Annotated in this window: 21 protein-coding genes and 1 tRNA gene; 13 read left to right on the top strand and 9 right to left on the bottom strand. The window is 64.9% G+C overall.

The genetic code is table 11. The annotated features are described in order from the left end of the window. The first annotated feature begins 3 nt into the window (after positions 1-3). Both ACFWCF_RS04455 and ACFWCF_RS04450 read left to right on the top strand, forming a co-directional pair. The gene (locus ACFWCF_RS04455; RefSeq protein ID WP_378557629.1) at positions 4-438 is read left to right on the top strand and encodes a DUF1772 domain-containing protein; all 435 of its coding nucleotides are present in this window, start codon (positions 4-6) and stop codon (positions 436-438) included. An 82-nt stretch (positions 439-520) separates the two neighbouring features. After that, positions 521-1,567 (top strand): alpha/beta hydrolase, encoded by a 1,047-nt coding sequence (locus ACFWCF_RS04450; protein WP_378557627.1) that lies wholly within the window; start codon positions 521-523, stop codon positions 1,565-1,567. A 13-nt stretch (positions 1,568-1,580) separates the two neighbouring features. Here the strand turns inward: ACFWCF_RS04450 and ACFWCF_RS04445 are convergent, their stop codons facing one another. From ACFWCF_RS04445 to ACFWCF_RS04420, 6 genes are all read right to left on the bottom strand, one after another. After that, positions 1,581-1,931 (bottom strand): hypothetical protein, encoded by a 351-nt coding sequence (locus ACFWCF_RS04445; RefSeq protein ID WP_378557624.1) that lies wholly within the window; start codon positions 1,929-1,931, stop codon positions 1,581-1,583. Next, complete coding sequence (locus ACFWCF_RS04440) at positions 1,928-3,151, bottom strand: MFS transporter (RefSeq protein WP_378557621.1); 1,224 nt, start codon at positions 3,149-3,151, stop codon at positions 1,928-1,930. The genes ACFWCF_RS04445 and ACFWCF_RS04440 overlap by 4 nt, the downstream gene beginning before the upstream one ends. A gap of 18 nt (positions 3,152-3,169) precedes the next feature. Next, on the bottom strand, positions 3,170-4,087 hold the full coding sequence (locus ACFWCF_RS04435) for a TauD/TfdA dioxygenase family protein (RefSeq protein ID WP_378557618.1): 918 nt from the start codon (positions 4,085-4,087) through the stop codon (positions 3,170-3,172). A gap of 68 nt (positions 4,088-4,155) precedes the next feature. Beyond that, positions 4,156-5,226 (bottom strand): PhnD/SsuA/transferrin family substrate-binding protein, encoded by a 1,071-nt coding sequence (locus ACFWCF_RS04430; protein ID WP_378557615.1) that lies wholly within the window; start codon positions 5,224-5,226, stop codon positions 4,156-4,158. Positions 5,227-5,291: 65 nt separating this feature from the next. Further along, positions 5,292-6,035: an ABC transporter ATP-binding protein gene (locus ACFWCF_RS04425; RefSeq protein ID WP_378557612.1), complete on the bottom strand. Its 744-nt coding sequence runs from the start codon at positions 6,033-6,035 to the stop codon at positions 5,292-5,294. After that, on the bottom strand, positions 6,025-6,762 hold the full coding sequence (locus ACFWCF_RS04420) for an ABC transporter permease subunit (protein ID WP_378557609.1): 738 nt from the start codon (positions 6,760-6,762) through the stop codon (positions 6,025-6,027). The genes ACFWCF_RS04425 and ACFWCF_RS04420 overlap by 11 nt, the downstream gene beginning before the upstream one ends. Before the next feature lie 64 nt (positions 6,763-6,826). Between ACFWCF_RS04420 and ACFWCF_RS04415 the strand changes: the two genes are divergently transcribed. Both ACFWCF_RS04415 and ACFWCF_RS04410 read left to right on the top strand, forming a co-directional pair. Continuing rightward, the gene (locus tag ACFWCF_RS04415; protein ID WP_378557606.1) at positions 6,827-6,979 is read left to right on the top strand and encodes a hypothetical protein; all 153 of its coding nucleotides are present in this window, start codon (positions 6,827-6,829) and stop codon (positions 6,977-6,979) included. A gap of 170 nt (positions 6,980-7,149) precedes the next feature. Beyond that, a complete protein-coding gene (locus ACFWCF_RS04410; RefSeq protein WP_378489692.1) occupies positions 7,150-7,626 on the top strand; it encodes a polyketide cyclase in 477 nt (158 codons plus the stop codon). Positions 7,627-7,743: 117 nt separating this feature from the next. Here ACFWCF_RS04410 and ACFWCF_RS04405 read toward each other — a convergent pair whose 3' ends face one another. Further along, positions 7,744-7,932 carry a ChaB family protein gene (locus ACFWCF_RS04405; RefSeq protein WP_378489691.1) on the bottom strand — a complete coding sequence of 63 codons (189 nt, stop codon included), beginning with the start codon at positions 7,930-7,932 and terminating at the stop codon, positions 7,744-7,746. A gap of 104 nt (positions 7,933-8,036) precedes the next feature. Between ACFWCF_RS04405 and ACFWCF_RS04400 the strand changes: the two genes are divergently transcribed. Next, positions 8,037-8,576, top strand: a complete 540-nt coding sequence (locus ACFWCF_RS04400) for a putative immunity protein (RefSeq protein WP_378557603.1) — start codon at positions 8,037-8,039, stop codon at positions 8,574-8,576. 20 nt (positions 8,577-8,596) lie between these two features. On the opposite strand, the gene ACFWCF_RS04395 is transcribed toward ACFWCF_RS04400, so the two are convergent. Further along, a complete protein-coding gene (locus tag ACFWCF_RS04395) occupies positions 8,597-8,992 on the bottom strand; it encodes a RidA family protein (RefSeq protein ID WP_378557739.1) in 396 nt (131 codons plus the stop codon). A gap of 123 nt (positions 8,993-9,115) precedes the next feature. Here ACFWCF_RS04395 and ACFWCF_RS04390 point away from each other — a divergent pair, with 123 nt between their 5' ends. After that, on the top strand, positions 9,116-10,090 hold the full coding sequence (locus tag ACFWCF_RS04390) for a helix-turn-helix transcriptional regulator (RefSeq protein WP_378557600.1): 975 nt from the start codon (positions 9,116-9,118) through the stop codon (positions 10,088-10,090). A gap of 347 nt (positions 10,091-10,437) precedes the next feature. Here ACFWCF_RS04390 and ACFWCF_RS04385 read toward each other — a convergent pair. Further along, positions 10,438-10,520 (bottom strand) — tRNA-Leu (locus tag ACFWCF_RS04385). Between the two features lie 203 nt (positions 10,521-10,723). On the opposite strand from ACFWCF_RS04385, the gene ACFWCF_RS04380 reads away from it, so the two are divergent. From ACFWCF_RS04380 to pknB, 7 genes are all read left to right on the top strand, one after another. After that, positions 10,724-12,142: an FhaA domain-containing protein gene (locus tag ACFWCF_RS04380; RefSeq protein ID WP_378557736.1), complete on the top strand. Its 1,419-nt coding sequence runs from the start codon at positions 10,724-10,726 to the stop codon at positions 12,140-12,142. Positions 12,143-12,298: 156 nt separating this feature from the next. Further along, entirely contained in the window at positions 12,299-12,760 is a 462-nt protein-coding gene (locus ACFWCF_RS04375) for an FHA domain-containing protein (protein ID WP_054713680.1), read from the top strand. Further along, positions 12,757-14,253 (top strand): PP2C family protein-serine/threonine phosphatase, encoded by a 1,497-nt coding sequence (locus tag ACFWCF_RS04370; RefSeq protein WP_378557597.1) that lies wholly within the window; start codon positions 12,757-12,759, stop codon positions 14,251-14,253. Before ACFWCF_RS04375 ends, ACFWCF_RS04370 begins: the two co-directional genes overlap by 4 nt. Continuing rightward, positions 14,253-15,701, top strand: a complete 1,449-nt coding sequence (locus ACFWCF_RS04365; protein ID WP_378557594.1) for an FtsW/RodA/SpoVE family cell cycle protein — start codon at positions 14,253-14,255, stop codon at positions 15,699-15,701. Before ACFWCF_RS04370 ends, ACFWCF_RS04365 begins: the two co-directional genes overlap by 1 nt. Continuing rightward, positions 15,698-17,182, top strand: coding sequence for a peptidoglycan D,D-transpeptidase FtsI family protein (locus ACFWCF_RS04360; RefSeq protein WP_378557591.1), 1,485 nt, complete (start codon positions 15,698-15,700; stop codon positions 17,180-17,182). The genes ACFWCF_RS04365 and ACFWCF_RS04360 overlap by 4 nt, the downstream gene beginning before the upstream one ends. 1 nt (position 17,183) lies before the next feature. Continuing rightward, positions 17,184-18,773, top strand: coding sequence for a serine/threonine-protein kinase (locus ACFWCF_RS04355; protein ID WP_378557588.1), 1,590 nt, complete (start codon positions 17,184-17,186; stop codon positions 18,771-18,773). Continuing rightward, positions 18,770-20,677 (top strand): Stk1 family PASTA domain-containing Ser/Thr kinase, encoded by a 1,908-nt coding sequence (gene pknB, locus ACFWCF_RS04350; protein WP_378557585.1) that lies wholly within the window; start codon positions 18,770-18,772, stop codon positions 20,675-20,677. The genes ACFWCF_RS04355 and pknB overlap by 4 nt, the downstream gene beginning before the upstream one ends. Positions 20,678-20,714: the final 37 nt, after the last annotated feature.

The following is a 20,714-nucleotide window of genomic DNA, read 5'->3' as shown; positions in this document are numbered from 1 at the left end:
TGCATGTCGCTACTCGGTCTCATCACGCTCGTCCTGCACGGAGCTCTCGCCGGCATGTACTACTCGTTCTCGATGTCGGTGATCCCCGGGCTCAAAGCGATCGACACCGACGCAGCCGATCTCGCTATGCGGAGCATGAATCGGAAGATCCTCACCCCGTGGCTGTTCGTACCCTCCTTCGGTGCTCCGATCCTGGCTCTCATATCCGGGTTCTTCGCAGAGGGGTCGTCCGCGCTGTGGTTCTTCGCCGCGGCAGCGGTCAGCTTCGCCGGCTCCCTGATCGTTACCGTCATCGTCAACGTTCCGTTGAACAATTCGCTCGATTCCACACGCATCGGATTCGCTGAGTTCCATCCCCGTTGGAACACATTCAATATTCTGCGTACGGTATCGTCCGTCGCGTCGCTCGTTCTTGTCGGTGGCGGACTCGCCGGCTGAAGCAATTCGGGGAAGGACCGAGATGTGGTCGATATCGACAAGGCGAATCAGGACCACCGTCGTCGCAGGAGCAGTCGCGACGATGCTTGCGGCCACTGCCGGTAGCGGCATCGCATTCGCACAGGAGCAAGCGCCGAGCGACCCTATCGTCACAGCACAATCCCTGCTTGCGGACCCGGTGTCGCCGAATGGCTCCCGGATCGTTTCGAGCGAGATCGACGGACAGTTCCTGACCCTGCAGGTCCACTCCGCCGCGATGCGCAAGGACATCACGGTCCGAGTCCAACGGCCGCGCGACGCGTCTGCGCCTCGACCTGTGTTGTACCTGGTCAACGGTGCCGGAGGCGGAACCGACGCCGCAACGTGGTGGGCCAACACCGACGTCGGTGATTTCCTGAAGACGCAGGACGTCAACGTGGTGATGCCCATCGGCGGCGCGTTCTCGTACTACACCGATTGGAAACGCGAAGACCCGAATCTCGGCCTCAACAAATGGCAGACGTTCTTCCTCGAGGAACTTCCGCCTCTGGTCGACGCAGCACTGGACACCAACGGTGTCCAGGCTATTGCAGCGAACTCGATGACGGCGACCGCAGTGCTCCAATATGCGATCGCCAAGCCGGGTTTCTATTCCGCGGCAGCCGGTTACAGCGGCTGCGCACAGACCTCCGATCCGATCGGCAAGGAATTCGTCAAGCTCGTCGTCGAAACTTGGGGCGGCGGTGATGTCCGGAACATGTACGGCGAGGACGACGATCCGGCATGGGTGGAGAACGATCCTGTGGTCAACGCCGAGGGTCTACGCGGAACCGAGCTGTTCATCTCCGACGCCACCGGGCTCCCCGGACCGCACGAAACCCTCGGCAACGAGTTCACCGTCGTGGAACCGGATGCGAGCTTCGAGAACCAAGCGCTGGCGCTGGCAAACCAGGTCGTGGTCGGCGGAGTGATCGAGGCCGCGGTGCACTGGTGCACGACGAACCTGCAGAACCGCTTGAACGAACTCGATATCCCAGCGACGTTCGACCTACAGCCCAGAGGGACCCATTCGTGGGGATACTGGCAGGACGCCTTCTACCAGTCGTGGCCGCTGCTCGCCGATGCACTGGGCTTGCCGCCTACCCGATGATTCGCCCGATCGGTCAGCGTGTCCGGACCTCGATGAGATCGGGGCCCGCGGGGAAGGGAAGCGTAAACTCCTGCCCGACATCGCCGATCGCGTCGGACACCGCGGTGGTGACGATGACCCTGTCCTCGTAGAGATGCCTGATCCGCACCGTGTGCCCGCGGTAGTGGAATCGGTTCATCAAGAAGCGCAGCCCCACATCGTCGAGAACTTCCTCGGCTGCATTCCAATCGGGAACCGACGGGAGAGCCCGGCCCAGGCGGTCGATGGGAATGAGGTCCGGTTCCCGAGATTCCATGTCGATCCAACCGATGACCTCCCCATCCTCGCGACGGTGCGGAATCCATCGGCTGGGAAGGGAGCTCATGGCCTCACCATATCCGGATGGTTGAGCCGGGCTCTCGGACTTGGCACGTATCGCGGTATGTACCGCCACATCACGGCTGCGCCGACCACACCGAGCGCACCGATCGTCATAGCGCCCGCAGCAAGCGACACCGTCGCAACGGCCCCGACCACCAGCGGGCCGGTGAATGATCCGGTGTCGTGGGTCAGCCGCCACGCGGCGAGGAACTCGGCGCGGCGGTCCCGCGGTGAGACGTCCGCGCCGAGGGTCATCACCAGACCGTTGCTCATGCCGTTGCCGGCGCCGAGCACCACCGCGACGACGATGAGCCACCACAATTCGTGAATCAGCGGAAGGATCAGAAAGGCGGTTCCGAACAGCAACAATGCCGGTATCGCGGTCACGAGGCGACCACATTTGTCCATGAGAACACCCGCGGGGTAGGCAAGCAGCAGGTCCACCGCGCCGCTGATCCCGAACACCAGCGCCACCGTGGCCGGTGCAACGCCGATGTGCTCGGCCCACAGCGGCAGCACCGCTTCACGCGACGCGCGCGATGCTCCGACGAGCATCGATCCCGCGCCCAGCGTCAGGAGCACGACGTGGTGGGATCGCGCGACACCGAGAACTCCGACTCCTCCCCTATCGGAACGCTGCGGCTCCGGGACCGTCGACCTCGCGATGAGGATGCCCGCGACGATGATCGCCACGAACTCCACCATCAATCCGCCTTGGATACCGAATCGATGCACGGCAACGGCCCCGACGAACGGCCCGACCAGAAACCCTGCGCGGTGCATAGCCGCGTTTGCCGAGATACCGCGGGCACGCATGTGTATCGGAAGGGCACCTGCGAGATAGCTCTGCCGGGCCAGGCCCCACACCGCCATCGCGAATCCGGTGAGCACGGCACCGACCGCCAGGATCGCCGGATTCGGGGCCAACAGCGAGACGAGCACACCCGTCGCGCCGAGGACGGTGCCTCCGATGATCGCCCGCTGTTCCCCGAATCGTCCCACGACGGATCCCGACGGCAGATCGCCGAGGACCGCACCGAGTGCGATCATCCCGACGATCATGCCCGCGACAGGTACCGAGGCGCCCAGATCGCGGGCGAGGAGGGCCATCATCGGAGCACCCGCGCCGGTACCCAGACCGAAGATCGCGGACGGTACGAACAGCGAAGTGAAGAATGGACGTAGGCCCGCGGAGGGTTCCGTCTCCCGCGTACGGGCGAACATCGAACTCCTAGTGTGGGATCAGACAGCGTTGAAGGGATCGCCCTCGAGTGCAACGGATTCGGCTCCGTCGGGCCCGACCGGCACATCACCCTCGAGGGTGATGCGGTAGAGCCGACGGTCGTGTTCGGTCGTGAGATCGGACGGTGCCAGATGCACAGCGGAACGGTTGTCCCAGAATGCAATCGAACCCGGCTCCCACTTGAACCGCACGGTGTACTCGGGGCGGCCCAACTCTTCGTAGAAGAGCCCGAGCAGACGACGGCTCTCATGTGCGGAGACACCGGTGATGTACTGAGTAAATCCGGGATTGACGTACAGGGCCTTCTCTCCCGTCTCCGGATGCACACGCACCACCGGGTGCTCGGTCACCAGCGGGCGACGCTCGACACGGCGGACGTAGTTCTCGGTGGGCTTCGCCCCCGCACCCGGTGTGAACTGGTGCACCGCACGTAGTTCGTCAGCCAATCTCTGCACCGGTGCCGACAGACCGTTGTATACCGCCACGGCGTTGGACCACTGTGTGTCACCACCGTAGGGAGGAAGCTCCTCGGCACGCAGAATCGATGCGAACGGCGGATTGACCGCGGCGGTCACATCCGCGTGCCAGCGCACCTTGTCGTAACCACTGCTCTTCGCAACCCGAGCCTTGAACCGATCTCGGAAAATCGGATAGATGGTCGGGTAGTTCTCGTCCGGGATCGAATCGAACAACGGGTGAGCCGGAGTCGGATTGCCGAAATAGGATGCGAACTGCAGGTGCTGGTCGTGGTCGAGGAACTGCTCGCGGAAGAACACCACCTTCCATTTCAGCAAGGCCTCACGGACGGAGTTGATCTCGTCGTCGGTGAGGTCGCGCGTCAGGTCGATACCCCGAATCTCTGCACCGGCGTATCCGGACTGGGGAACGACGTCGAGTCTGGTGGCGGCCTGGGTCATGGTGAACTTCCCTTCATCGGAATTATCTGAGCTGTAGGAACTTCAGAAACTTCAGGTGTCACAGAGCGTCAGGGCAACGGTTGTGGTTCGGATCCGTCCGCGTTGTTCTGTGCGTCGACGATGTCGTTGTAGCGGCCATCGACATAGGATCGGATTTCGACCGCGGTGGCCATGGTTCCGGTCTCGAGCAGTCCGTCGGCGACCGTCTGGAACAGCGCAGTCGACTTCTCGTCGATCGGGTAGTACTTCCCGCTGCCGATGTGGTCGTGCAACGACTTCCCGTCCTCCGGTGTCATCCCCTGGGTTCCCACGTAGTACGCATCGACCCATTCGTCGGGATGAGCAGTGATCCAGTTGTTCGCTGCCACGGACCGTCCGACGAAATCGCCGATGGCTGCGGCTTTCGCAGGATCCCCGAGTGTCTCCCTGCGGACGATCAGCGTGTTGATGCCGGTGTTGATTCCGGTTCCGTCGCCGATGATCGGCGGCGCACCCACCTTGTAGTACTGGACACCGGTGAGGATCGCGGCGTCGACGGCACCCGACGCGAACGTCGGCGCGACCTCGGCGCCGGCGAGCTCGACGGCCTCGATGTCCGTCTTCGGATCGAGCCCCGCCTGAGCGAGGAGACCGGCGACGATCATGTGCCGTCCGGTGCCCGGTGGATACGCGACCTTATTGTCCTTCAGATCGGCGACGGTCTCGATTCCACTTCCGGGCTGTGCGGCGAGGAAGTACCCGCCGCTGCTTCCCGGATTTGCTTCGAGGCCGATAGCGACGATGTCGGTCACGCCACTGGCAACTGCGAGTGGAATGGGAGCCTCGCCGACCGCTCCGATGTCGGCAGCGCCGGAACGGAGAGCTTCGATGACCGCGGGTCCGCCGCTGAAGTCGGCAAAGTCGAGTGAGTACGGAAGTTCCTCGGTGGCACCTGAAAGCTGCAGCGGCAGAGAACGGCTCGCATTCTGCTCGGCGACGACGAGCGAGGTGTCCTCGGCAATGTCATCGCTGCGGTGGGCGATGGTCGCCTCGGCGAGCGCTTCCTGCCCGTCGGCCCCGGACAGACCACATCCGGAGACCGCGAACGCTATCGCCAATGCGGGCAGCAGAAGCCACCGTGATCCTTCTGTATTCGGCACAGCCTGCTCTTTCGTCGTCGAACCGTGGTGGTTGTGCTCTGCACCCAGAGCGAAGAGCCGGCGGATCATTGCGCGTCCGGTTCGTCGCCCACACCGAGCTCGGTGAGCAGCTGACGCCGCAGCTCGTTGAATTTCCCGGAATCGCGGGAACGGGGCTTCGGTATCTCGACGGCTGATGACAGCGAAATCGCACCATCGGTCAGTACGATCACGCGATCTGCCAACAGAATTGCTTCGTCGACGTCGTGGGTGACGAGAAGTACGGCAGGGCGGTATTTGGCCACGAGCTGCTGGAGAAGCCCGTGCATCCTGATGCGGGTGAGCGCGTCCAGAGCACCGAACGGCTCGTCGAGCAGGAGCAGCTCGGGTTCCCGGACGAGGGCCCGTGCGAGCGCCACACGCTGCGCCTCGCCACCCGAAAGCGTGCGGGGCCAGGCCTCGGCCTTGCTTGCGAGCTGAACCTCGTCGAGCGCGGCAAGGGCATCCGCGCGGGTCTGCGCGTTGTCGGGGAGGCCGATATTGACGTTGGTCAGCACCTTCTGCCACGGCAGCAGGCGCGGATCCTGAAAGACGATCGCCTGCTGGGCCGGAACACGGAGGTGCCCCTCCACATCGGCGTCCAGCGCACCCAGTGCCCGCAGGAAGGTCGACTTACCGGATCCGCTCCGACCGAGCAACGCAACGAATTCACCGGGGTCGATGTCGAGGTCGAGACCGTCGAGCACCACCTGCTCGCCGAATACACGTCGCACCCCACGTGCGACGACCACCGGATTCGTCCTGGTCGGTTCGATCAGGTCAGTTCCCATCGAACGACCTCCTCCACGTGAGCAGGCGCGTTTCGAGTGCCCGGACGATGAAGATCGAGATCAGGCCGAGAATCGCATAGACCGCGATGAGCACGAAGACCACGTCGAGCTGGAAGTACTCGCGGGCATCGCTCATCATGCGACCGAGACCACGCTTGGCGTTGATCGTTTCGGCGAAGATCAACGACAGCCACGCGCCGGTCAGCGCCAGCCGCAGCCCGATCAGAAATCCGGGGAGGGAGCCGGGCAGAATCACCCGGCGGATCAGTTCGGCGCGCTGCACACCGAAGGATCGCGCCGCCTCCACCAGTCCGGCATCGACGCTGCGGATGGCCGAGAAGGTGTTGATGTAGATCGAGACAGCAACCGCGAGGGTGATGAGCAGGACTTTCGGAGTCTCGCTGATACCGAACCACACGATGAGCAGGGGAACGAGAGCGAAGTTCGGGACAGCCCTCAGCACCTCCATGTTGGCGTCGACGAAGTTCTCACCGACGCGCGACAACCCGGAGATCAACGCGAGGACCAGCCCGAGCACGATGCCGAACAGCAAGCCGTAGCCCACCCGCAGGAGACTGATGGACATATGCTCCTGCAGTTCGCCGTTCGCAATCAGACGCCACGCTGCGGACAGCACCGACAACGGCCTGGAGAGGGTGTTCTCGCTGAACAACCCGGTGCTCACCACGAGCTGCCAGACCACGATGATCAGGACAGGACCGGTCATGCGCTGTACTGATCGCGGCACGCGGGATGAGCTCTGGGTCTTCCTGCTCAGCACTGTCGGATCGATGAGCGTGGACTCCGCGCCAACGGTCGTCGGCACTCCCACATCCGACTTCCGTGTCCGGTCGAGGATCGTCGCCATCGCTCAGCCCTCCCCGAACGCTGTGCCGGACAACCGGCGTCGCGAGATGGTGGGCGGCATGCGAACTCCCTCGTGACGGTGAATCGGACCCGGAAGTTCAACTCCGGGTGATGTGTTCGTCGAATGTAGAACGCGTGCGCCACGGCGACGACCGTTGAAATCAGCTTGATTACAAGGACTCATCTCACCGAATCGGTCGTACATGCCATAGGTGCACAAACGCCGATCATCTGACAACATCGTCGGATGTCTACTGAGCGCATCGAAGTGCAGCGCACCATCAAAGCCGATCCCGCATCGATATTCTCGGTACTCTGCGACCCCCAGGGCCACGTTGCCATCGACGGATCGGGAATGCTGATGGATGCAGACGGCGACGTCGTGAACTCGGTCGGTGACAGTTTCGTCGTACACATGGACCGTGAAGCCCTCGGCGACTTTCCGATGGGCGAATACGACGTGACGGTGACGATCCAGACATTTGTTCCGGATCGTGAAATCGCCTGGACGATCCTGGGCGCCATTCGTCCGCAGATCGGACACGTCTACGGGTATCGGATCGAACCGGTAGACGGTGGTTCGCTTGTAACGTCCTACTACGATTGGTCCGATATCGACCCGAAGTGGCGTGAGGCAGGGATTTTTCCGGTCATCGCCGAGGGATCGTTGAAATCGACCCTCGGAATCCTCGCGCGCACCGTGCGCCGTGGATATCCGCGCTGATGACCACAACACTGCGGCCTACAACACTGCGGCCTACAACACTGCGGCCTACAACGACGACACAGGTCGTTCGCGTTTTGCGATTTCAGGGCAGCCGGCCGAGCCCTTCCGGGAAGGTCAATCCTGTTTCGGCACCCAATGGTCGTTCTCGAGGTCGTACTTCTCCTTGACTGCTCCGTAGGCGGCGCGCTCGGCGTCCTCGCCTTCGCCGACCCGCTTGGCCGCTGCCTCGTAGGCAGCGCCGTACACCTCCTGCACCTCCTTCGACGATCTACGCAGCGTGTGCGGAAGCTCGAACCGATCCACTTGGACATCCCTTCGCCGGCGACGGACGTGCTGTCATCCATTGTGGGTCGGTTCGCGGCGCCGCGGTGCCGATCGGGCGAGTCGGACGATGAAAGGATCAGGCGATGGCGTCCGTGACCGGTGACTTCGAACTGACGCACGATGAACTGCGCGTAGTGGCTCGCTACGTCGCCGAGTCTGCACAGGTGGTTCTCCCCCGGTTCGAGAACACGCTGCCGGACGATCCCCGTCCTCGTGCCGCACTCGATGCTGCCTGGGAGTTCGTCGACGGTGCACGCCGAAGCAAGCTCCAGCGTGTCACCTCGATGGACGCGCACCGGGCGGCCGGCGACGCTCCCACCGAGATCACCCGCCTGGCCGCGCAAGCCGCCGGGGACGCTGCCTCCGCCGCATACCTTCATCCCATCGCGAAGGCGCACCAGGTCGGGCACATCCTCCGCGCTGCCGCCAACGTGGCTCGTATCGTCGAGATCGAAGCCGGCGGCGACCCTGCAGTCGGGGACGAACTGATCGAAAGAGCGCGCGTACGAGCAACTCCGGTGTTGATCGACGTCCTGTGTCGGTATCCCGTCGCGCCGACAGGCAGGAGCCGCGCTGCGCAACTCATGACCGTCTTGGACGCCTCGCTCCGAGCATCCCGCTGACTCCTGCCTCTACCCGCCGGTTACCCGACCGCGGTCCCCTCCAGTTCGACCAGCAAACTGGGGATCGCCAGCCGTGCCACTCCGAGTAACGTGCTGGTCGGCGCCACCCCGGCGGCGCCCAGCCGCGAGGTCAGTAGGCCGTAGTGGGGGAAGAGCAGGTCGATGTCAGGGGTGTAGACGTTGAGCCGGACGAGGTTGGCAAGGGACATACCGCCCTCGCCGAGCACGGCCTCCAGGTTGTCGAGGCTCAGCGTCAACTGTGCCGCCATGTCGCCGTCATGTTGGGGTTCACCGTCGCTATTCGTCGCAGTCTGCCCTGAGCAGTACAGCGTTCGGGTCTGTCCCGAGACGATCTCGCCCTGGTTGAATCCCATCTCCATCGACCACTTCACCGGATTGACCGCACTACGTTCCATTGCCATATCAGCTCCATTCGATTCGACCGTGCGTACGTCCAGCAGCGTGGAAGCCACTGCGACCGCCTAAGCGTCCCAAATAATTACGACACCTTGTGTCGTATATTCCTGTAGCTTTCGCGTATGCGCGCCGACAGGTTGGTATCGCTGGTCCTGCTGCTGCGCAGGCACGGTCGGCTCAGTGGTGCGACGCTCGCGCGTGAGTTGGAAGTGTCCACCCGTACGGTGCTGCGCGATATCGAGGCGCTGTCCACCGCCGGCGTCCCCATCTACGCCGATCGCGGCCGAAATGGCGGATTCGCGCTGTTGCCCGGTTTCCGAACCGAACTCACCGGACTCAACAACGACGAGGCGCTTGCCCTACTCGTCTCGGCATCACGTCGCGGTGCACAAGTATTCGGGCTCGGTTCGGCGCTGGCGTCGGCCATGCTCAAAGTGATCGACGCGCTACCCGAGGGTCAGCAGGCAATCGCGACAAGAGGAGTCGAGCGAGTGCTCATCGATCCCGAGTCCGACCTTCTCTCGCGTCGAACGCTCGCTGACGAGCTACCCGACTCTGTCGCGACCGAGATCCGGCGCGCGGTATTCGCCGGGCGCCGACTCCGCATCCGATATGCGGCCTTGGGACAGACCCCGGTGTGGCGCACGGTAGAGCCGATCGGACTCGTCACAGTGCGCGATCAGGGCTACCTGCTGGCCACGAAATCCGGGGAGGACCGCACCTACCGACTGTCCCGGGTTCTCGCCGCCGAGGAGCTCTCCGAACCCGCGACACGACCGGATCGGGTCGATCTCGGCGAGGCCTGGCAGAAACGCAGCGTCCGGTTTCGGACCGGCGGCGACCAGATCGTCGTTCAGGTTCTGCTGGACCGGAAACATCGAGAAGAACTGGTGGGCACTGCTCTCGAGATCTGCGCCGAGGACACCGATTCGGGCGGTCGGCTGCGACTGCAGCTGATCTTCCAGGACTTACGACACGCCGAATGGGCACTCTGGCAAGTTGCCTCGCACTCGGAAGTCCTGGCCCCGCAATGGTTGCGCTCGTCATTGCACGACCGTGCCGCTGCGATCGCCACCCTCTACAGCGTCCCGTCCTGACCGGTCAGGAGGTGATCGGACGGCGGAACGAACAGTTCTTGGTTGTTGAGGCCGGGGCGACACCGTTGCATGCATCGCTCAACACACTTATCCCCAGGTGTGGAGAACGGACAAACGCGGCCAAATGGTCGGAGTGTGGACGCGAACGGACGGCTACCCACCGGCGCAGCGCAAGCCCGACCCAGGATGATCGACACAACTGCCGCAGTTCCAGACAAATACAACAGGTACGACCTGTTGTATTTGCCTGGACCGCGTGCGTGTATCCGGATCGAGGAATAAAGCGAGGCCACGCACTCTTTCGAGTTCGTGGCCTCGTTCTGCGCAGTTCGCGGAACTGCTCACTGTGGGCGAAGGGGGACTTGAACCCCCACGTCCCGAAGGACACTGGCACCTGAAGCCAGCGCGTCTGCCATTCCGCCACTCGCCCGAGCAACGCAGGAAACAGTAACACAAGGCATACTCAAACACCGATTCGCCAGGTCAAGACGGTTTTCGGTGTCGGATCACAGCAAAGAACATGTCAGGTTGAACACGCGGAGTAATCCGCCCGGTCGAATCCGAGCAAAAGTGGATACCATGCAGTAGCGAGATCTGCACCCACGACACGCTGTGACCGGAAAGGGGGTCGTCATGGGTATCGCCCAACGCTTCGAGCGAAAGCTCCAGGCTGCAATCGGCGACGCGTTCGCCCGCGTCTTCGGTGGCGGTGTCGTCCCCCAAGAAGTCGAAGCTGCCCTCCAGCAGGAGGCAACCGACGGCGTCCAGCAGCTTGCTCGTGGCCATATGTTGGCCCCGAACAAGTACGTCATCACCATCAGCGACTCCGATCACGAGGCCTTGGCGGCAGATCGGGACTTGACTGTGAAGGCGTTCGCGCGTCACCTTGAGGACTTCATTCGCGAACAGGGATGGCAGACATACGGTGAGATCCATGTTGTATTCGAGTCGTCCTCGGCACTGCACACCGGGCAGTTCCGCACACACGGCTCGGTCGACCCCGAGGCAGGGCGTCCACCGACGCACGCCCCGTCACAGCGGACCCCGCAGAACCGTCCAACAGTGACCCCCGAACCAGGAGTTGGCTCCATGACGCAGAACCCCGGCTACGAACCAAGCCGTGACCCCGCCGAGGCGGAAGCACAGTACGCACGAAACGGTCACGCGCACGGCGGCCAGGATCAGCGCTACGCACAGGGCTACAACGGCGGTTACGCCCCCCAAGGCGGCGGGTACGACGATCAGGGCGGCGGCTACGACCAGCAGGGTTACCAACCGCAGGGCTACGACCAGCAGAGCTACGACCAGCAGGGTTACCAGCCGCAGGGCTACGACCAGCAGGGTTACGGCGGTGCCCAGGGTTACCAGCAGCCCGACCAAGGCGGCTACCAGCAAGACCAGGCCTACGGCCAGCAGCCCGATCAGGCTTACGGCCAGCAGGGCGATCAGGCTTACGGCCAGCAGGCCTACAGCCAGGATTACGGCCAGCAGGGTTACGCCGACCAAGGCTATGCAGACCCCGGCTACCAGGGCCAGCAGGGCTACGCCGCAGGTGCGGCAGGCGCAGCAGGCGCCGGCTACGACCAGGGCTACGCCGATCAGGGTTACGCAGATCCCGGCTACCAGCAGCAGGCATACGGCCAGCAGGGCTACGCCGATCAGGGTTATGCAGACCCCGGCTACCAGCAGGCCGACCCGGGCTACCAACAGCAGCAGGCATACGCGGGTGGCGGCTACCAGCAGCCCCCGGCCGCAGCCGGACGTGTTCTGACGGCAACGCTTCAGCTCGAAGACGGCAGCGGCCGCTACTACCAGCTTCGCGAAGGCAGCAACATCATCGGTCGCGGACAGGACGCCCAGTTCCGTCTCCCCGACACGGGTGTCTCCCGCCGCCACATCGACATCCGCTGGGACGGACAGGTCGCGATGCTCTCCGATCTCGGCTCCACCAATGGCACTACGGTGAACAGTGCTTCGGTGCAGGACTGGCAGCTCGCCGACGGTGATGTGATCCGCGCAGGCCACTCGGAAATCCTGGTTCGCATCCTCTGACCAGGGGGAAAACCGGCTCCCCGGATCCGCAGAACTCGTCCGACGCGCGAGCTGCGGATCTGATTCTGCATGGAGTCGGTCCATGTCCGTATTGTGAGTGACCGCACCGAACCGGACGACCGCGAACCGGTCGCACATGCCGAAGGAGGACATGCCGTGCAGGGGCTGATTCTGCAGCTGAGCCGGGCAGGTTTCCTTCTGCTGTTGTGGCTGTTCGTCTGGGCAGTGCTGCGTGCATTGCGCTCCGACATCTACGCCGGTTCCGCGCGACCACTACCGCGTTACTCCCCCAAGCAGTCGGTATTACCGTCGCTCGGCCGCAACAAGACCGCGAAGTATCTGGTCGTGACCCAGGGCGCACTCGCAGGCACCCGGATCACCCTCAGCACGCAACCGGTGATGATCGGTCGGGCCGACGATTCGACGCTCGTACTCACCGATGACTACGCGTCCACTCGGCACGCGCGGCTGTCTCCGCGCGGCTCCGACTGGTATGTCGAAGACCTCGGCTCGACGAACGGAACGTACTTGGACCGAGCGAAAGTCACCACCGCTGTCCGTGTACCCCTGGGCACTCCCGTGCGCGTGGGTAAGACTGTGATCGAGCTCCGCCCGTGACACTTGTACTGCGCTATGCCGCCCGCAGCGACCGCGGCCTCGTTCGCTCCAACAACGAAGACTCCGTCTACGCCGGTGCGAGATTGCTTGCCCTGGCCGACGGGATGGGTGGCCACGCCGCCGGCGAGGTCGCCTCGCAACTGATGATCGCCGCGCTCGCGCATCTCGACGACGACGAGCCGGGTGGAGACCTCCTCGGCAAACTCGACGACGCGGTGCGTGAAGGTAATGCCGCGATCGCCGATCAGGTCGAGGAAGAACCCGAACTCGACGGCATGGGCACCACCCTCACGGCCATCCTCTTCGCCGGAAGCAAGCTGGGTTTGGCCCATATCGGCGACTCGCGTGCCTACCTGCTGCGCGATAACCAGCTCACCCAGATCACCCGCGACGACACGTTCGTGCAGTCTCTCGTCGACGAAGGCCGCATCACCGCGGAACAGGCCCACACGCATCCGCAGCGTTCGCTGATCATGCGTGCGCTCACCGGCGCCGAGGTGGAGCCGACGCTGACGGTGCGTGAAGCGCGCGCCGGGGATCGCTACCTGATCTGTTCCGACGGCCTGTCCGATGTGGTGAGCGACGAGACGATCGCCAACACCTTGGGCGAGGGCGGCCACGACGAGTGCGCCGACCGGCTCATCGAGCTTGCGTTGCGCAGCGGCGGCCCCGACAACATCACCGTGGTCGTCGCCGACGTCATCGACCTCGATTACGGGCAGAGCAACCCGATCGTCGCCGGAGCAGCGTCCGGTGAAGACGACGACGATGCTCCGCGCCCGAACACCGCCGCCGGTCGCGCCGCCGCGATGCGACCGCCCCGCGCCACCCCTAAACGCGTCATCAACAAGGCCCCCGAAGAACCCAAGAAGCGTCGTAGCCGCTGGTGGGCGCCGCTGATCGCGATCGTCGTGCTCGGCCTGATCGCCACCGGTGGATTCTTCGGCAGGCAGATGATCCAGAACAACTACTACGTCAGTGCCGACGACGCCCGTGTCACGGTGCTGCGCGGACTCCCCGGCAACGTGTTCGGCTACTCGCTACAGGAACCGGCACGCATCGGATGTGTCGCCGACGACGGCGAGCTCACCCTCGTCGATCCGGGCGACGCCCAGTGCCGCGTGATGATGGTCGACGACCTTCAGCCCGCCGCACGCGAACAGGTTCGTGCCGGGCTTCCGTCCGGGTCGCTCGACGAGGCGAGCGTGCAGATGGAACGCCTCGCCGTCCAGGACCTGCTTCCGGTGTGCAAGGTGGAGGAGCCTGAACCGGCGCCGCCTACCACGCCTGCGCCTCCACCGCCTGCGCCCGGCGAACCGGTGCCCGGTGAAGTTCCTGCTCCGCCCGCCGAACCTGGCTCGGAGCCACCCGCGCCGAATGAGCCCGCGCCGAATGAGCCCGCGCCCAGAGACGGTGAACCCGAAACGATTGCGGCACCGGAGCCGGCGCCCGTACCCCAGGTCCCCGGCCAGAACTGCAGGGTGGGCGCCTGATGTCGGTGACCCATGGCGCGGGGGCTTTTCCGAGTCCCCCCGGTGGTTTCGCTCCGGCCCCTGCTCAATCCACGAAGCGCAACACCGAACTGGGACTGCTGCTCGTCGCGATCGGCATCACGACGGTGTCGATGATGCTCGTCGAGGCCTCGCTCGAGCAGGCGCTCACGATGGACCTCGCGAAGTACGGGCTGGCGTACGCCGGGCTGTTCCTCGTCGCGCATCTGGCGGTGAGGAGGTACGCCAAGTACGCCGACCCGCTGCTGCTGCCGATCGTCGCGTTGCTCAACGGCCTCGGCCTCGTGCTGATCCATCGGCTCGACCTCGCCGACCAGGAGAACGCCCGCTATATGGGTCTGTCGGCACCGTCACCCGACGCCAACCAGCAGATCCTGTGGACTGCGTTCGGCATCGCCTTGTTCATCGCTGTCCTCGTCTTCCTGCACGACTACCGACTGCTTGCCCGCTTCAGCTACACCCTCGGACTGATCGGGTTGATCGCGCTCGCCATCCCGGCGTTGCTGCCATCGCAGTTCTCCGAGGTCAACGGTGCGAAAATCTGGATCAAGCTCCCCGGTTTCAGCATCCAGCCGGGTGAGTTCGCCAAGATCCTGCTCATCATCTTCTTCGCGTCCGTGCTCGTGGCGAAGCGCGACCTGTTCACCACGGCAGGCAAGCATTTCCTCGGCATGGACTTCCCCCGCGCACGCGACCTCGGCCCCATCCTCGCCGCGTGGGTCATCTCCATCGGCGTCATGGTGTTCGAGAAGGACCTCGGTACATCGCTGCTGCTGTTCACCACCGTCCTCGTGATGCTCTACATCGCGACGGAACGGGTGGGGTGGCTGGTCATCGGGTTCTCCCTGCTCGCCGTCGGCTTCGTGTTCGCGTACCAGATGTTCGGTCACGTCCGGGTTCGTGTCCAGACGTGGGCCGACCCGCTCGCCGACTACAGCAACACGGGCTATCAGATTTCGCAGTCGCTGTTCGGCCTTGCCACCGGTGGTGTCGCGGGCACCGGCCTCGGTAGCGGACGGCCGGCGCAGGTACCGTTCGCGAAGACCGACTTCATCATCGCCACGATCGGTGAGGAGCTGGGCCTGATCGGGCTCGCCGCGATCCTGCTACTGTTCCTGATCCTCGTCATCCGCGGATTACGCACCGCCCTCGCGGTGCGCGACAGCTTCGGCAAACTGCTCGCCGCCGGTCTGTCGTTCACGCTCGCTGTCCAATTGTTCGTCGTCGTCGGTGGTGTCACGAAACTGATTCCTCTCACGGGCCTGACCACACCGTTCGTCTCGTATGGCGGGTCGTCACTGCTCGCGAACTACCTGCTGCTCGCTCTGCTCATGAAGATCTCGCATGCCGCGCGCGAACCCGCGCAGCCGCGGAAGAAACCGGTGACTCCCATCGCGGAAGCGCAAACGGAAATGATGGGGCGCGAATGAACACTCCGCTCCGCAAGGTCGCGATGGCCGTGATGTTCATGGTCGTCGCGCTGCTTGCCAACGCCACGTACGTCCAGGTCATCAAGGCAGACGACCTGCGCACCGACCCGCGCAACTCGCGCGTGCTCATCGACGAGTATTCGCGTCAGCGCGGCCAGATCTCGGCGGCCGGGCAAGCGCTGGCCGTGTCGATTCCCACCGACAGCCGCTACAAGTACCTGCGTCAGTACCCCGCGACGCCCGCGCAGCCGATGAGTCCGCTCGCCTACGCGCCGGTCACCGGGTTCTACTCGATGCAGTACGGCAGCACCGGCCTCGAACGCAGCGAGGACGAACTGCTCAACGGCTCCGACAACCTGCTCTTCGGACGCCGCTTGTTCGACCTCGTGTCGGGGCGCAACCCGCGCGGCGGCAATGTGGTCTCGACGATCGATCCGGCCATGCAGCAGGTCGCGTACGACGAACTGACCTCCAAGGGGTACACTGGGTCGGTAGTGGCCATCGAACCGGCGACTGGCCGGATCCTCACGATGGTGAGCACGCCGAGCTACGACCCGAACCGGTTGTCGGGCCACGACGGCGCGGCGACGTCGGCGGCATGGGACGAGCTGAACGCCGACCCGGACAAGCCGATGCTCAATCGGGCAATCTCCCAAACCTACCCGCCTGGGTCGACGTTCAAGGTGGTCACGACCGCCGCGGCGCTCGACGCCGGCGTCACCCCCGACGACCAGTTCACCGCTGCCCCGAACATCACACTCCCCGACACGACGACGACGCTGGAAAACTACGGCGGCGCTGCATGCGGCGGCGCACCCACAGTGACCCTGCGCGAGGCATTCGCACGCTCGTGCAACACCGCGTTCGTCGAGATGGGCATCGACACGGGTCGTGAGGCTCTCATCGATCAGGCGGAGGCGCTCGGTGTCGGAGAGACCATGGACATCCCCCTTCCGGTCGCGGAGAGCACCGTCGGGCCGATCCCGGACGGCGCCGCGCTCGGACAGTCCACCATCGGTCAGCGCGACGTTGCGTTGACTCCACTCGAGAACGCGATCATCGCCGCGACCGTCGCCAACGGCGGTGTGCGCATGAAGCCGTACCTCGTCGAACGTCTCGAGGGGCCTGATCTGGCGCTCCTCGAGGAAACCAAGCCCGAATCCCTCGGGCAGGCCATCGACCCGTCGGTCGCGGCAACACTGACCGATCTGATGATCGGCTCCGAAGAATGGTCGGGTGGACAGGGTGCAATCCCCGGTGTTCAGATCGCGTCGAAGACCGGCACCGCCGAGCACGGCAGCGACCCGCGCAACACCCCGCCCCACACGCTGTATATCGGGTTCGCGCCCGCACAACAGCCCACGGTGGCGGTGGCAGTGATCGTGGAGAACGGCGGCGACCGCTCCCTCGCCGCGACGGGCGGCTCGGTGGCTGCACCTATCGGACGGGCCGTGATCTCGGCCGGAATACAGGGAGGCTGACATGGCTTTGTACAGCGGTGCCATGGTCGCCGACCGCTATCACCTCACGCGGCTCATCGCCACCGGTGGTATGGGGCAGGTCTGGGAAGGTCTCGACACACGGCTCGACCGTCGTGTCGCGGTCAAGGTACTGAAAGCTGAGCTGTCCCACGACCAGGACTTCCTGACCCGTTTCCGGTTCGAGGCGCGCACCACGGCGCAACTCAACCACCCTGGCATCGCCGGGGTGTTCGACTACGGCGAGACGACCGACGAGGAAGGGCAGTCCGTCGCCTACCTCGTGATGGAGCTCGTGCACGGCGAACCGCTCAACGCGGTTCTCTCGCGTGTGGGCCGGTTGTCGTTGCCACAGGCCCTCGACATGCTCGAGCAGACGGGCCGCGCGCTCCAGGCGGCGCACAACGCAGGTGTCGTGCACCGCGACGTCAAGCCCGGCAACATCATGATCACCCCGACCGGTCAGGTGAAGATCACCGACTTCGGCATCGCGAAGGCCGTGGATGCGTCACCGGTCACGCGCACCGGCATGGTCATGGGCACAGCGCAGTACATCGCGCCGGAGCAGGCACTCGGCCAGGAAGCGACCTCGGCGAGCGACGTGTATTCGCTCGGTGCCGTCGGATACGAGGTGTTGTCCGGTCGACGGCCCTTCCTCGGGGAAAGCGTCGTCACGGTCGCAATGAAACATGTGCAGGAGACTCCTGCACCGCTGCCCGCCGACCTCCCCCCCGAGGTCCACGACCTCATCGACATCGCGATGACGAAGGACCCGAAGTACCGGTACTCGAGTGGCGGCGAGTTCGCCGATGCCGTGTCGGCCGTGCGGTCGGGCCGGCCTGCTCCTCCACCCGGCAATGTGCCGCCGGTGACGAGCGCGACCCGGGTGCTGCCTCCCGGCGTACCGGGAGCGACCACGACGGTGCCGATGCAGTCGGGGAAGCCGCAGACTCAACAGACGCAGCAGTACGCGCCCACCGCATACACGCAGGGGCCGTACACCGGGGCGTCTCAACCACCGATGTCCGGCCCGCCGCCCTACGGTGCTGCGGGCGCAGTTGCCCCCGCGGGTGGAGGCGACGGCGGCCGGAAGACGCCGAGCCCCACGGCCCTCGCCTGGGCCGCGGGCGTCGCGATCCTGCTTGCAGTCGTCACCCTGTTCATCGTCCTGACCAGCAATGACGAGGACGATCCTGACACCGGGCCGTCGCCGACCACGCAGATCACCACGACGACGCAGCAGCCCACCACGACGACACGTCCACCGCAGTCCACGACGACGTCGGAGTGGACAGCTCCGCTCCCGGTCCCGACGGAACCGCCGACGTTCGAGCCGACGACCACGGTCGAGGTTCCGACGGTCGAACCGACCACCACGGTCGAGGTTCCGACGCCGACCACGACACAGGCTCCCACCACGACCACCGCGACACCCACAACCACGACCGCCACCACGACGCAACCCGTCGAAGGGGAGGAGCCTCCGGGCGACGCTTCAGGTGGCGAAGACGGCGACGGAGGTACGGGAGGCGAAGACCCCTCAGCCAGCAACGGTACGAACAACGCACCGACGGACAACCAAGGAACGTCATGACCACACCGCGCAAGCTCTCCTCACGCTACGAGCTGGGTGAGATCCTCGGCTTCGGTGGCATGTCCGAGGTGCATCTAGCACGGGATCTGAGGCTCGGCCGTGACGTGGCGATCAAGGTTCTGCGCGCCGACCTCGCGCGGGATCCTACGTTCTACCTGAGGTTCCGTCGCGAGGCCCAGAACGCGGCAGCACTGAACCACCCGGCGATCGTCGCCGTGTACGACACCGGTGAAGCCGAAACGGAAGCCGGACCGATTCCGTACATCGTCATGGAGTGTGTCGAGGGCGACACGTTGCGCGACATCGTGCGCGGCGAGGGACCGATGCCGCCGAAGCGAGCGATGGAGGTCATCGCCGACGTGTGCGCGGCGCTCGACTTCAGTCACCGCAACGGCATCGTGCACCGCGACGTCAAACCCGCCAACGTCATGATCAACAAGGCCGGCGCGGTCAAGGTCATGGACTTCGGCATCGCCCGCGCGATCGCCGACGCGGCGAGCCCGATGACCCAGACCGCCGCTGTGATCGGCACCGCGCAGTACCTGTCGCCCGAGCAGGCGCGAGGCGAGCAGGTGGATGCGCGCTCCGATGTGTACTCGGTGGGCTGCGTGCTGTTCGAAATCATGACCGGCGAGCCCCCGTTCAAGGGTGATTCACCGGTTGCGGTTGCCTACCAGCATGTTCGCGAAGACCCGCCGTTGCCGTCGTCGGTGAATCAGCAGGTTCCTGCCGAACTGGATTCGGTGATCCTGAAGGCAATGGCGAAGAACCCCGCCAACCGGTACCAGTCCGCGGCGGAGATGCGCAGCGACCTGATCCGGGTCCTCAGCGGGCAGCGCCCCAGCGCACCGATGGTCATGTCCGACGAAGACCGCACCACCCTGATCGACTCGGTCGATCAGAACACGGGCCGGCACTACCGGCCCGCTGCCGCAACCGGCGGTGCGGGCAGTACCGTCGACGAAGGCGGCGGCGGCTCGGTGCTACGCAAGGTTCTGTTCGGGCTTGCGGCTGTGATCGTCGTGGGCATCGTCGGCGTGTTCCTGTGGTCGTTGGGGCCGGGTTCCACCACGGCGCAGGTGGCCGTTCCCGACGTCCGTAACCTCGCGGCGAGCGAGGCCGAGAGTCAGCTCCAGGAGAGTGGATTCCGGGTGTCTCTCCAGGAGAAACCCGACTCGGTGGTGGCCGAGGGCAACGTGGTCAACACACGACCGGTGCCGGGTAGCCAGGCCGACGAAGGCTCGACGGTCACCCTCGAGGTGTCGAGCGGGCCCGAACAGGTGCAGATCCCGCGGCTCGACGGACTCTCGCAGGAGAAGGCGGCCCAGCAACTCGACTCGGTCGGTCTGCTCCTCGACCCGAACGTGCTGCGAGCACCGTCCGACGAAGACGAGATCGACACCGTCGTCGATCAGAACCCGTCGGCCGGCGCGAACATCGATCGTGCCTCTGCCGTGACCATCACGCTCGGCTCCGGACCGGAACAGGTTCGTGTGCCGAACGTCGTCGGCCAGGCTCAGGAAATTGCCCGCGGCAACATCGAGGGCGCAGGATTCGAGGTCGTCGTCGAACAGGTCGAGTCGAGCGAGGCGGCAGGCACCGTGGTGTCCACGAGCCCGGCCGGCGGCGCCACGACCGATCAGGGCGGCACCGTCACGATCCAGGTGTCCAACGGCGACCGGATCGAAATGCCCGTGCTGACCAATCGCTCGGTGTCGCAGGCCCTGTCGGCGCTGCGTGCGGCCGGCTGGACAGGCTCGGCTGCTCAGCTCGTGCAGACCCGTGAGGCCACGCTCGATGCCGGTCTCGTGGGCACGATCATCACCCAGCAGCAGCCGCCCGGTTCGGAGATCTCCAAGTCCGACACCGTGAGTGTCGGCGTCGGAGTCCTGGGAATCCGGTAGAGTCATCTCGCTACACGAAGGAGCTCGGACCCATCAT

This window comes from Rhodococcus sp. NPDC060090 (genome assembly GCF_042729855.1).
Taxonomy (GTDB): domain Bacteria; phylum Actinomycetota; class Actinomycetes; order Mycobacteriales; family Mycobacteriaceae; genus Rhodococcus.
This window is presented reverse-complemented; position numbering and strand designations above follow the sequence as displayed.